At 65.5% G+C, this 13567-nt stretch carries 6 protein-coding genes and 2 pseudogenes; 5 read left to right on the top strand and 3 right to left on the bottom strand.

The window, feature by feature from the left end:
• Positions 1–286, bottom strand: a 286-nt coding sequence (locus VO99_RS29945) for an H-NS histone family protein (RefSeq protein WP_083440990.1), incomplete at its 3' end; no start/stop codon positions are given.
• Between the two features lie 217 nt (positions 287–503).
• Here VO99_RS29945 and VO99_RS27045 point away from each other — a divergent pair.
• Positions 504–905, top strand: a complete 402-nt coding sequence (locus tag VO99_RS27045) for an HU family DNA-binding protein (RefSeq protein WP_046116081.1) — start codon at positions 504–506, stop codon at positions 903–905.
• A 280-nt stretch (positions 906–1185) separates the two neighbouring features.
• Here VO99_RS27045 and VO99_RS27035 read toward each other — a convergent pair whose 3' ends face one another.
• The gene (locus VO99_RS27035; protein WP_232315593.1) at positions 1186–1908 is read right to left on the bottom strand and encodes an SOS response-associated peptidase; all 723 of its coding nucleotides are present in this window, start codon (positions 1906–1908) and stop codon (positions 1186–1188) included.
• A gap of 114 nt (positions 1909–2022) precedes the next feature.
• Between VO99_RS27035 and VO99_RS27030 the strand changes: the two genes are divergently transcribed.
• The 3 genes and pseudogenes from VO99_RS27030 to VO99_RS32075 all read left to right on the top strand — a co-directional run.
• Positions 2023–2325: a hypothetical protein gene (locus tag VO99_RS27030; RefSeq protein ID WP_232315592.1), complete on the top strand. Its 303-nt coding sequence runs from the start codon at positions 2023–2025 to the stop codon at positions 2323–2325.
• A 1562-nt stretch (positions 2326–3887) separates the two neighbouring features.
• Positions 3888–4343, top strand: a pseudogene (locus VO99_RS32085) (IS66 family transposase).
• A gap of 262 nt (positions 4344–4605) precedes the next feature.
• Positions 4606–4976, top strand: a pseudogene (locus VO99_RS32075) (transposase domain-containing protein); the annotation flags it as partial.
• Between the two features lie 515 nt (positions 4977–5491).
• On the opposite strand, the gene VO99_RS27020 reads toward VO99_RS32075, so the two are convergent.
• On the bottom strand, positions 5492–11146 hold the full coding sequence (locus VO99_RS27020; RefSeq protein WP_083440986.1) for an AAA family ATPase: 5655 nt from the start codon (positions 11144–11146) through the stop codon (positions 5492–5494).
• A 1050-nt stretch (positions 11147–12196) separates the two neighbouring features.
• Between VO99_RS27020 and VO99_RS27015 the strand changes: the two genes are divergently transcribed.
• Positions 12197–13567, top strand: a 1371-nt coding sequence (locus tag VO99_RS27015) for a cytochrome c oxidase subunit I (protein ID WP_046116076.1), incomplete at its 3' end; no start/stop codon positions are given.

Below are 13567 nucleotides of genomic sequence, written 5' to 3'. Positions count from 1 at the left end.
GTTGCAGCGCTTCGCGCAGCCAGCGTGGACGCGGACCACGACCGCCCCATACATTGCCTGCGCCATCGGCATAGGCTGCCGCACGGGCCTTTGACTGACGACCGCCCTTCGGTGCGACCGCGCGCGACGCGGTGCCAAACAGATCCCGCTCGGTCAGTTCGTAGGCCGCGATCGCTTCACGAATGCGGGCCACCACACCGGCTTTTTCTTGTTCGCGAAGTTGGTTGGCTTCGGCTTGCAGCTTTTCAATTTGCGCCTGCAGATCGGCGAGTGACTTCTTTGCCATTGGCGGTCTCATTGGATCAGGAAGATCGGAGTATGCCGCATCACGGAATACCTCGATTGGTTTCTGCCGTTAACAAATTGGAAACTGGTCATGGCTATCAAAGCGCTTTTTTCGAATTGGTGAGTGCAAACCTGCGCCATCAGGCATTCAGGCGTGGCGCTTGCCTAGAATCGCTCCTGACACACCGTCACGTCAACTTCATAGGAAAAACTACCTCATGGTCACTGCCAAGAAGTCCACGCCCGCCAAGACCGTCACCGCCAAGAAGGCCGTTGCTGCCAAGAAATCGAGCGGCGCGGCCCTGAAGCCCATCACCTCTGCCTTCAACAAGACTTCCCTGCTGGCGCACCTGGCGCAGACGACCGGCGTTGAGGTCAAGCAGGTCAAAGCCGTGTTGGCCGGACTCGAAGCCACGATGCTGGCGTCGCTGCACAAAAAGGGACTGGGCGAATTCACGTTGCCGGGTTTGCTCAAGGTGACGGCCGTTGCCGTGCCCGCCAAAAAGAAGCGCGTGGGCATCAACCCCTTCACCAAACAGGAGCAGACGTTTGCTGCGAAGCCAGCGACGACAAAGCTGCGCCTGCGTGCACTCAAGAAAGTGAAAGACGCGGCGCTGTAAGTTGGCACACCCCGGATCGCGCCCGGCTTACGTGGCGACTGAGCGCCTTCAAAGACGCGCACGGCCGGAAACTGACGAGCAGCCACCTACCATGGGATCCTCCATGTCCCATCCCTCCATCATCAAAGAGCGCACGTCGTAGCTGCCGTGACGCTGCTTCCCTGCGGGCTGTTCGGACCTGCCGGCGCCCGCCAGTGTGAGCAGCTCGGGCCCGTCGTCCGTGAAGCGCATGTTGCGCAATGGGCCGGTCTCGGCGAGGTTTCAACACGCCGCAAGCGCACTAGAGCAGCGTCAGCTGGTCGGGGTTCTGCTTCTCAATGCCACCGGTGAGCAGCGAGGGCTGGTCCGGGCCGGCGTCATAGTCATCGATATGGGGCAGCGCCAATGCGGCTGTGGCCTCGTCGACAGTCCCGCGCAGCCACGCGTCAAAGGCCGACGGATGCAGGGGCACCACGGCCCGCTTGTCCTGCATCGTCGTCGGGCGGGTGGGGTCGGGCCGGTGCATACGATTCAGCAGCGGGTGGTGATCTGCGTTAAGTGTCACCATGGTGTAGCTTTCGACAACCTCGCCGGTTTGCTTGTCAATCCAGGTGTTCCACAGCCCTGCCATGCCCCACGGCTGGCCATCGGCGCGGCGAAAGCGCCACCACTGATTGCGGCCGCTCTCCCAGTTGGGCTCGACATACGACCACGCGGGAATGATGCACCGCTGGCCACGCTTCCACGGATCCCGGAAAGTTGGCTTCTCCCCGATGGTCTCCATCCGGGCGTTGTTCGTCAGGATCGGCCCGCCGCGGCCCGGCTTGCGAGGGGGCACGGCTGACTTGGCGAACCAGCCGATGAGGCCCCACTGGCCGAGCACCTCTTGCAGCTGTCCGCTCTCGGGCGCCGTGCGGAGGAAGACGCCTTGGCCGAACGGGCCGATGTCACGCGGAAACAGGGGGTCGCCAATGTGGCCACGAGGCGGCTCATCGACGCCAAAGACCTCGCGGTAGAAGGTCATCTCCTCCGCGCGCGCTGGGTGGTAGCGATTGCACATCCCAGGCATCCTACGCAGGCGAGGACTGTATGGGTGTACAGCGTCGCCTGCGATCCAAGGACTGTGATGAAGTGGGCTGTGACACAGCTGCGCTTGGCCGGCCGGCGCTTGCGGCGGGGCGAATGGCCCGAGCCAGTGGTTGGGGAGTTGGAGTTGACGGTGATGCCGGAGACAAATGCCCGGCGTCCGCTGAAAAGGATGGACCTTTTCGGCGTGCCTGGCACGGTGCGACAGTCCCTGCTGCTCCCGCTGTTCGACCCGCAGATCATCTCGATGGACGCTGGCGGCATGGTGTTGCACGGGATGCAGCTGCACTCGGAGGGCGGTGGGACCTTCGAGCACATGCAGGTCTGCTACGGCGTGCCGCACTCGGCGTCCTAGCCGTCCCGGTTGGCGGGCGATCAATGTCGTGATGACGTGCTGCCCGCCGCAGTAGCTGGGCAGCCCGATGTTGGTTGGCGGGGCGCCGCTTCCAGCGTGCCTTCGGGAGGATTTGTGTTGCCGTGCTAGGCGGGCCCAACAGTACCTCGCCGCTGCAGGCCACGATCGACACCTCGGCGCCGTGCTTGGACAGTCCGGGTCCGGCGCGCGAGCCTGCACTAGGCGCGCTGAACCGCAGCTCAAACGGGCGCCAGAATGCCACGCAACCTGCCCTCGGGCGTCCACAGGCGCATCCACGTCCACGAACCGCCACAGCTCGTCTCGCGCAGGCAGCATCGTTTCCAGTGGCACCGCAGGGGGCACGTGGCCGAAGTACATGCCCTGCTGCGCACGACCGAACCCGGGGCCGTTCAGAAGTTTGCGTTCTGCATGACCCGACCCTGCACGCTTATGTAGCTTCCAGCGAGCCGCCGCACAGGCCACACTTCCCCACTGACAAGACAGCACCGAAGCGGCGCTCAAGCGCTCGTCCCGCGGGCGCGCATGGACACGTCGGGTCTACCAGTTCAACACGGTTCACCTCGGGAGAGCAGTCGATAATGTTGTTGTGGCGTCCGAGAAACCAGCTTCGCTTCCGGTGCAGTGCAGGCGTGCGGGCGTTCCGCCGGATCACTAAGCTTGTCGCGCTGGCTGCATGGCCAGTTGTGACAATGCGCCGCCGGCTTTCCGCCGCGCTGCTCCCGACGACCAGTTCGGCCTTCAGTGACATCTGCGAGGTGGACGCCCAGGTGTTCAGTTATACGGCGTGGTACGACCTGCAGCGCACCGTGCGCTGGTCGGCACAGGGATGCGTCGAAGGAGGCTGGCATTGCTTAAAGGGGTCCTTAGGCGCCAGCGACAAGCTGAGGCGGAGGGCGGAACTTGAAGCCGCCGTTGGTGAGGCAGTGGCCTGTGCGATCCGGCAACGCCTCGCATCGGTGCCATCCCGTGGCCAGGGCGCTGGTGATCGATGATGACGCCATGGCCTGCCAGTAGTTCCACGTTGTCCTGCAGCAAGCGCTGCAAAGAGGGCGAACGACGCCCAAGTCAAGACCTTGTTCCACTCTTGTCTGTGGCTGGCCAACGCCGGTTGTGAGGCGACAGCCCGCGCCGATTAATCGGATCGAGCCAGACAAGGGCGATTTCCACATCAAGGTCGGCACTGCCAGCATGGCGCATTCGGACGCACCGCCCGAGGTCAGTTCGATCAGCACCATCCAGGCATGCCCGCCGTCAAGCGGCGAATTAGCGTTGCCCAGGTACTCCGCACCAGATCCAGCGCAGGGCCAGAGATGAACTCAAACGCGGTGACGGCTTGGCCGGAAGCGTCTTGGCCTCTCCCAGAAGGGCCACCGCGGCGGCCGAGCATTGCACCGCTGCAAGCGCCATGGAGGATGTGCGGGGCAGCGCCATGAGCTTGACCACGGCGGCCGTGACGATGGCCAGGTGCCTTCTGAACCAACGAAGAGCTGCTTGAGGTCGTAGCAGAGCGGAGCACGGCCGTGCCGCCGGCATTGGTCGAGATGTTGCCGCCGCTTTGCCACGAGCACTCGGAGCCGATGCGCAGCGGAACAGGCGCTCGGCGTCCTCGGCCGCGGTCCGATGGCGGTGGCCGAGCAGTTGACGGAGCCGATGATGGAAGTTGCGCAGCCGGGACAGGCCGGGTGGGCGCGGCGTTGGAGCCGCTGTACGTGCTGCCCAAGCGCTTTGTGCTCGATTGCCGCGTGCTGCACGCTGACGAGACGCCGGTAGCCTTGCTGGACCCCGGCGCGGGTAGGACACGCCGGGCCTACATGTGGGCCTACGCGTGAAGTTGGCACGACGCGGTGCCCGGCGTCGTCTATGACTTCTGCCGAGGGCGCGGGGCGCAGTACCCGGTGGCCGTCCTCAATGGCGACGAGCGACGCGGAGAGCGACGATGGTCCGGGACGCTGTTCACTGACCGCTACGGTGCGTACGACGCCGTGGTGGACCCTTAGCATTACCCAGGGCGCACTAGCGCTGCATGCGCCGCTCATGCGCGCGGAAACTTCGAGGACCTGACGCATGAAGGCACGAGCCCCATCGGGCTGGATGCACTTCGACGGTTCGCCTGCATCTATGGAGTTGAGGGGGAGCTAATGGACTTCGGTGACGAGGGCCGGAGTGCGTAGCGCGGGACACGGGGACTTTGCAGCGCCTGGCCAGGCCACTATGAACGAGCTTCGCCATTGGCTCCAGCTCGAGCGGCGCTCAGTCGCTGACGGCGGTGCGACGGCCAAGGCCATCGATTACATGCTGAGCCATTGGCAGGCACTCACCCAACATCTCAAAGACGGCGCAGTGCCGCTGGACAACAACCACCTCAAGCGCAGAACACGCCCTGGGCGATGGGACGCAAAGCGTGGCAGTTCGTGGGCAGCGAACTCGCCGGCCAGCGCGCAGCCATCGTCATGAGCCTAGTGCAGTCAGCACGGATCAACGGGCATGAGCCTTGGGCCTATCTGCGTGACGTGCTGCAGCGGTTGCCGACGCTGCGCAACTCCCAGCTCGACGAGCTCTTGCCACATCGCTGGAAGCCAGCGCAAGCAAGACCTACTGATCGCCGTCAATGTGGGGCGGCCAGACGCTAACAAAGCCACCGGGCCTCCCGCCCTGATGCTCTTCGCCAGTCTCGGCCCACGCTGCTCAAAGTGCCGGTGCGCCGGAGTACCCGACTCTTCAAGCCAAGAGACGACGATGCTCAGGCCTGTTGCCCTCCCCTGCTGCACGCCGGCGTCCTTGTCGTCTTCCAAGCCGGACCAGCCCGGACCGCTGTAGCGCTCCGCACAGTTGCATGTCCGTCCGTCGTCGCACGAGGGTTGCTCATGTCACGCGCTGCACCGTCGGGTCATGAGTTACGTTGAGAGCACACGGGTTCCGAGTCGCAGGTGCCGACGAATCCTTGTCGCCGGCTTCTTCCACGCGGCTCGACCTTACGGCGCATTCACTCGATAACTGAGCAGACCCGGAGCGTGACACTGCGCCCGGGTGGACAAGCGGCTGCCCTGCGCCCAGATTCCATTCGGCATGCTGACCATGAGAGTCACCGCGAGGTTGCTGCAGTCTTGGTCCCTGGGCAACGTAGGCCGTGTACCCGCGCCTTGCATCAAGCGTTGAGCGCAGGAACCGCGGCAAGCAGCTCGGCCAACTTTTCGGTGTCCACCGGTTTGGTGAAATGCGCGTCAAACCCCGCGGCGAAGGCGTTGTCCCGGTCCTGCGGCTGGCCATAGCCGGTGATAGCGACCAGGGTCATCGGCCGCGCGCCGCGCATGGCACGGATGCGGCGGGCCAGCTCGTAGCCGTCCATCTCGGGCAGGCCAATGTCCAGCAGACAGACGTCGGGTCGCGCTTGCGCGACATGTGCTAGAGCGCGCACGGGGTGGTTCTCGAACTGCGTGGCGTACCCGAGTTCCTCCAACAGCATGACCAGCAGTTCACCGGCGTCCTCGTTGTCGTCCACGACCAGCACTCTCAGGCGGCCCCGCGCCGCCGCGGCAGCTTCGTCGGGCAACGCGGCGGTCGTGTCCGGGTCAACGTCTTCCTGAAAGCGCGGAAGGGTCACCGTGAACCGGCTGCCCTTGTCATGGCCCGCACTTTCGGCGCGAACACTGCCGCCTTGTAGCTCGACCAGGCTTCGGACCAGCGCCAGCCCGATGCCGAGGCCGCCCGCCGTGCGGGCGGAACTGCGCTCTGCCTGCACAAACAGGTCGAAGCAGTGGGCCAATAAGTCCGGCGACATGCCTTGGCCGGTGTCGCTGACCTGCAGGACGACCGCGGCGGCATCCATGTGCAGCGCCACAGTGATTTTGCCGCCCTCCGGCGTGTACTTGGCCGCGTTGGTCAGCAGGTTGCCGAACACCTGCACCAGCCGCTTCGGGTCGGCGCGCACCCGGGCGGGTTGCGGCGGCGCTTGCAGTGTGAGCACGTGCCGCTTGGCCTCGACCAGCGGCCGCACCTGCTCGACGGCATCCAGCACCGCGCGGTACACGTCCACCGTCACCTGCTCCAGCTTCACCAGCCCCCGTGTGACGCGGGACACGTCCATCAAGTCGTCAATCAGCCCTTTCATGTGCCGCACCTGGCGCGTGATGACTGCACCAGTTCTGTCCACCCGCGCCTGCTCGTGGCCGAAGCGATGCAGCAGGTCGGCGGCCGCCGCAATGGCAGCCAGTGGATTGCGCAGCTCGTGGGCCAGCATGGCCAGGAATTCATCCTTTCGGCGGTCGGCCTCGCGCAGGGCCTCCTGGGCCGTTTCCCGCTGTGCGAGCTCGCGTTTGGACGCCTCGTGCAGCTGCGCGTTGTCCAGCGAGATGACGGCCTGACCAGCGAGCACCTGCACGACGCTGGCAACGTCACCCCCGAACGCCCCCGACAGGACGTTGTTTTCCAAGTACAGAGCGCCTACCACGCGGGAGTGCCGCTGCAACGGCACGCACAGCACAGACAACAGCCCGCGTCGGCGCACCGCCGCGTCACTGGCAAACGCCTCTGCGCGGGCAGCGTGGTCCAGCAAGAGTACCTCGTTCGCACGCACGACATAGCGGATGATCTTCGCCGGCAGCTCGTCGTTCTGATCCAGAGGCATGTGGTTCAGCGACACGACGCTGCCGGGACCGGCGGCCATGCGCGCGCGCACCGTCGGTTCGTCCGGCTCCCCCAGCACCAAGGCGCCGCCGGTGGCGCCGGACGCTTCTAGCACCACGAGCAAGATGCGTTCGAACAGCGCTTCGGGGTCGGTTTCGACCGAAATCGCCTGCAAGGCCTTCATGAGCGCCAACGCATCGATGGACGGGCGCGCGGCCGTGCGAGTGCCCAGCGGGAACCATTCCGCCCGTTGCACCTCCAGCGCACGCGCCTTCGTCAACGCCCCCCAACGCTGATAGCAGTCGCGCGCCGCGCGGAAGTGGGCGCCGGCCAATTCGGGCTCCGACACCGACAGGAAGAACCGCGCTCGCAGTTCATGGGCCAGGGCTTCGTCCTGAATAAAGCCGTATTGCGCGGCACCATCAATGGCCGCGCGGTATAGCTTGGCGGCCGCAAGGTGTTGACGGGCCAGGCGCGCGATCTCGGCCCCGACGAGTGCTGCCTTGTGCGCGAAGTTGGCAGGACAGTGCCGCGCCCAATGCAACAGCTGTTGGTGCCGTGCCTGCAGCGCCGGATGCAACGAGGATTGTTCCGCCGCAGGCGCGGTGTCCAGCTGCGCGGCGAGCATCAGCGCCGTGTAATAGGCGTGCTCGGCCGACGGCATCATGCCCAGAATGCCGGCGGCGACATGCTTTTCTGCTTCCTGGCTGCTTCGCAAGGCAGTGGTGTTGTCACCGAAGAGGTAGGCGCATTGCAGCCGCGCCACCCAGAAGTTGCCGAGAGCGGTGCCGTTGTCCTTGGCCCGCGCCAGAAACTGCTGCTCTTGGAAGTTGTCGTCGTCGAAACTGTGGTATGACGGCGTGGCCCCCAACAGGGTGCGGGCAAATTGTCGGAACGGCAGCGCGATCTCGGTGCTGGTCTGGTTGCTGTGTTGGTCAGCGAAGGTCAGCGCCGCCTCGGCGTGCGCCAGCAGGTCGGCTAGCGGAATTCCGGCGGGAAGGCCGTTGATGCACACCGAGTTGAGGTTGAACGCAGCGTAGGCCACTTCACCCGACTCGACACCGGCAAGATAACCTTCCCTCAGCAGCGGCAGGCTGTCGCGCAACCGTGCGTTCCAGCCATGCACGAGCAGGCCGAACACCTCCAGCACGCGGCTTTCCTCGGCCCGGTCGGCAAATCGCCGCGCGAGCGCCAGCGCCAGACTGCCAAACGCATAGCCGATGTCATATTGCCCTGTGCGTGCGTTGTGCAGCGCGCCGTAGAACACGTAGGCGAAGGCCGAGTACGGGGATGGTCCATGGCGCAACGACAGGTTCACCGCACGCGCCACTAAAAACGTCAAGGCCTCGGCGCCGTTGAAGTAAGCTGGCGGCCCCATCAGCGACAACAGGCGCATGCAGGCCCTGGTCTCCACGTCCTGCACCTCGGGCGAGTCCACCAGACCTTCGATAAACCGGTCGCCCACATTTGCCATCACTGCATTGGCTTCGGCCTCGTTCGCCGCAGCCAGCCCGTCCAGAGGCCAAGCCTGGCCGAACACGGCCAGGCCTTCGCGGCCCCAATGCAACGCAGCAGGCCAATCAGCGATTACGGTCGCCGCCAGCACCCGCAGGCTGTACAGGTCGGCCTTGGCAGCGTTCGACGCGGCGTGCGACAGAGCGGTGTCAATCAGCGCATCGGCCTGTCCATGGCGCCCCGTCAGGTAGGCGGCCTCCGCCAGCGAGCGATGCAGCTCCAAGGTCAGGGCCGGCTGCACGGCCCAGGGCGCATCGGGCAGCAGACGCATCGCCGCGGTGAGGTAGCCGTGTGCCGCCTGATACGCCGCCGACGCACGCGCCTTCCCGGCGGCCGCCAGGTTCAGTTCAGCCAGCCGCAGGCGTTCGGCTGGCGAGACGATGTCGTCTTCGCCGAGGTTGAGCTGGTCAACAATTTCGAACAGCCGCACATTGACTTGGACTGCGTCGGCCCGATCGAGCAGGCGCCGGCCAATCTGGAGATGCAGCGCACGCCGCCGGTCAACCGGCAGCGTTGCGTAAGCCGCCTGCTGCACCCGGTCGTGCGCAAACTGCACGCTATGTGCAAGCGCGTCTGTGCCGGTCGGCGCATTGAAGGGACCTCCCGAAGCAGCGGTCTGACCGACCTCCACCAGCAGCCCGTCGTCCAGCGCAGCTTGCAGCGTTTGCACAGCCGCGGGCAGCGCATGGCCGCTGACGTCGGCCAGCATGTTGAGCGGGACACGGTGACCGATGCAGGCACAAACCTGCACCAGCGCCTGGGTCGCCGCGGGCAGGCGTTGGATGGCCTGCGTTAACAGGTCGACCACGTTCTCGGCGATCGGTGCGCTATTGAGTGCGTCCAGATCCCAGCGCCACGCGTCCGCCTCGGGCACAAAACGGATCAGCCCTTGCACGTGCAGCTGCAACAGCAGGCGGCGCACGAAAAATGGATTGCCCGCCGTCTTACGCAGGACGAGCTCGGCCAGCGGTGCGGCCTCGCCCAGCGACGTCCTGAACGTGTCGGCTGCCAGCTGCGCCAAGTCGGCCGTGGTGAGTGACACGAGGTGGATGTCGCGAATCTGGTGCCCAGCGTCGCGCCACGCTGCCAACGACAGCGTTAGCGGGTGGGCGCTGCCCACTTCCTTGTCGCGGTAGGCACCGAGCAGCAGCACGTGGTGCAGTGCGCCGTCCTCCAGCCAATGCCCGAGCAACTCCAGCGAGGCCAAGTCCATCCACTGAACGTCGTCGAGGAAGAGCACCAGCGGGTGCTCCGACTCGCCAAAGACCCCCAGGAAGCGTGTCACCACCGACGAGAAGCGGTTCTTTGCTTCTACCGGGCCGGCCTCGCCAACGGCCGGCTGCGGGCCCAGGACCTTGCCAAGCAGGGGCGCCAGTTCGACCAGCAATTGGCCGTTGGGCCCGACGGCCGCAGCGATGCGCCTCCGCCAGTCAGCCAGCACCGTTTCCGGCTCAAGCAGCAGAAGGCGCGCCAACATGTCAAAAGCATGCGCCAGGCCGGAAAACGGCACCCCGCGCTGCAGCTGGTCAAACTTGCCTGCAATGAAAAAACCATCATGAGCAGCGACGGACGCTGCGAGCTGGCCCACCAGCGCCGACTTGCCAACGCCGGGGGCGCCGGAGATCAGCACCAGCGCGCGCTCGCCCCGCCGTGCACGCGCAAAGGCTGCATCGAGCGCCTCCAAATCACCATCCCTGCCGTACAGTTTGTGAGGAATGCTGAGTTCCCGCGGCACGTCCTGGTGGCCCAGCGGAAACAGCTCGATGGCGCCCGTCGCCGTCAGCCGTCCCAGGGCCTTGCGCAGGTCCGTCGCCAGCGCGTCCGCCGTTTGGTATCGCACCGCCGGCTCTTTCTCGAGCGACTTCAGGACAATCTCCGACACCGCAGGCGGGATGTCCGGGCGCAGTAAATGGGGCGCGTCGGGGCGGCGGGCAAGGTGGCCGTGCACCAACTGCACGACGTCCTGGTCGTCGAACGGTGGCCGGCCGACCAGCAGGGCAAAGAGCGTGGCACCCAGTGCATAGAGATCAGCACGGGCATCGATCGTCCGTCCAGTGCGCCCGGTCTGCTCCGGCGCGGCATAGGCCATGTTGCCCCCGAACGGCGCCGGGCTTTCGCTGTTGGCCAGCGAGGTAAACGTTACCGCCTGCGCGAAGTCGCACACTGTCGCGCGGCGTGCGTCCGGATCCCAAACGACGTTCTCTGGACAAATGTCGCGGTGCACGATGTGTGCCCGGTGGAGGTGTTGCACGGCCTCCGCAAGCTGCAGGGCCACGTGCAGGGCCACTGCCAATGGCAACGGCCCGTTCTTAAGCTGCTCTGCGAGATTAGACGGCCCCGCGTCGACCATCCATAACGCAAGATTGGAACCTGGCCGTGGACCGATGCGCGACGTGCCCAGCATGTGCACGACGCCAGGCAGCCGAGCACTGCCGAGAATCTCGTGTTCGTGGCGCAGCGCCGCGTTGCCGTTCGCCGAAGTGCTGTCGGCTGCCGCGATCTTGATGACATGTCCGCCGTCGTCGGTGTTAACGCTGAACAGGTCGTGCCGTGACCCAGCACGCAAGCGGCGCAACTGGGAGACATCGATCGGCGGCAGCGTTGCGGCTACACGTCTGTCGCCGTCTGGGCGAGTGTCTGAGTCGTTCTGGAACGCCGTCATGACGTGATTCAAACATTGTCATCAGGCACCGCCCGCACGCATTGGAGAAAGAGCCTCCCCTTGTCGCGCAGCGCCAACAGAGATCAGTAGGCCGGTGCTGGCAGAATGGTAAGGCCGTATGACGGAGGCCGACCCGGCGAGCGGCGCTGCTACGGCAAGCGTTTGCTCCTGACCTCCCGCAGCGGGCTGCCGCCTCGCCCGACAGACGGCGCCGGGCATCCGACACCAGGTCACTTTCGACCGCTGGCAACTGGTGCAAGTCTGACACCACCACCCGCTCCCACTGGACCAGCAAATGCTTCAGCAGCCCCAGGTGCGTCGTGCGGTCAGAAGCGCCGCGCGCAACAGCCTCCCGGTAGGCCTGCAACAGTGGATCGATGGGGCACCCGGCGAGGGCCGGGTCCTCGTTTGTGACAACACGGCGTATCGGCCGCCTCGTTTCCGACGGTTTGTTGCCCGGCGCCCATTCGTCCGTGCTGGCAGGCGCGTGTTGTCCATCGGACCAGCGTGCGACTTCACTGTGCAGGCGGCGCGGCGACGCCTGTTTGCGTGCGGGCGGACACGGTGGCTGGTCACCTGGCCCCGCGCACGTCATTGCAAGACCGACTTGGTCTCAGGCCGGGGCCGTTTTGCTGGGACGGATCAGCGACCCGCTACACAGCGGCCAACCACCGCTTGGCGGCCTGGGCATGCAGGCGCCCAATCCAGCACAGTGGCGCACGGTTGGCAGACAGCGCGCGTGCCATACGCCACACGGGTTGGTCGTCCGTCCCGCTCATCGACCAGAAATCACCCGGCTCGGTGACAGCGCGTGCGCAAAGAAAACGCAAGCTTCATCACCGCGCAACGAGCGGAACCGACGAGCCCGCGGTCGTGCAGTCCGCACCGCGCTGAGGACGGCCGTAATTGCCGCACGCGGTGGCAGACAAGAGGCGGTGGCCGGGTGCTGCTCGTCACCGGGCGTCTGAGGCGCCCAGGCGCCCGCGGCACCTGGCTTGCCATCGACGCCCGGGCCCCGCAGAGAGGGGCGTCCTGTGAGGGAGCGACGAGATGAGCACGGTCCTGTATCCACCCAACCAGGCCGGTGGCGCCGCGCACGGCACGCCGCAGGGCGAAGTGCACGACGAGCACCACGAGATGCCGCATGGCTGGCGGCGCTGGCTGTTCGCCACCAACCACAAGGACATCGGTACGCTCTACCTGCTGTTCTCGTTCACCATGTTCATGGTGGGCGGGGTGCTGGCGCTGCTGATACGGGCCGAGCTGTTCCAGCCCGGGCTGCAGTTCTTCAACCCGGAGCTGTACAACCAGTTCGTCACCATGCACGGCGTGATCATGGTGTTCGGCGCCATCATGCCGGCCTTCGTCGGCTTCGCGAACTGGATGCTGCCGCTGCAGATCGGCGCCAGCGACATGGCCTTCGCCCGCATGAACAACTTCAGCTTCTGGCTGATGGTGCCGGCGGCCGTGCTGCTGGTCATCAGCTTCTTCGTGCCGGGCGGCGCGCCCGCGGCAGGCTGGACGCTGTACCCACCGCTGACGCTGCAGATGCCGGCCAGCATGGACATGGCCATCTTCGCGCTGCACCTGCTGGGCATGAGCTCCATCATGGGCTCGATCAACATCATCGTCACCCTGCTGAACATGCGCGCGCCGGGCATGACGCTGCTGAAGATGCCGCTGTTCTGCTGGGGCTGGCTCATCACCGCCTACCTGCTGATCGCGGTGATGCCGGTGCTGGCAGGCGCCATCACGATGACGCTGACGGACCGGCACTTCGGCACCAGCTTCTTCAACCCGTCGGGCGGCGGCGACCCGGTGCTGTACCAGCATGTGTTCTGGTTCTTCGGGCACCCCGAGGTGTACATCATGATCCTGCCGGCCTTCGGCATCATCAGCCAGGTGGTGCCGGCCTTCGCCCGCAAGCGCATCTTCGGCTACACCTCGATGGTGTATGCGCTCGGCGCCATCGGCATCCTGTCGTTCATCGTGTGGGCGCACCACATGTTCGCCACCGGCATGCCGGTGACGGGGCAGCTGTTCTTCATGTACGCGACGATGCTGGTGTCGGTGCCCACCGGCGTGAAGGTGTTCAACTGGATCGCCACCATGTGGCGCGGCTCCATGACCTTCGAGACGCCGATGCTGTTCGCGGTGGGCTTCATCTTCGTGTTCACCATCGGCGGGCTCACCGGCGTCATCCTGTCCACTGCGCCGGTGGACATCCAGGTGCACGACACCTACTACGTCATCGCGCATTTCCACTACGTTCTGGTGGCCGGCTCGCTGTTCGCGATGTTCTCCGGCTTCTACTACTGGTCGCCCAAGTGGACCGGCGTGATGTACGACGAGCGCCGCGGCCAGATCCACTTCTGGGTCTCGATCATCAGCTTCAACATCACCTTCTTCCCGATGCACTTC

The organism is Aquincola tertiaricarbonis, from assembly GCF_000969605.1.
GTDB classification, from domain to species: Bacteria; Pseudomonadota; Gammaproteobacteria; order Burkholderiales; family Burkholderiaceae_C; genus Aquincola; species Aquincola tertiaricarbonis.
The sequence above is the reverse complement of the archived record's forward strand: the minus strand, read 5'-3'. Positions and strand labels throughout refer to the sequence as shown.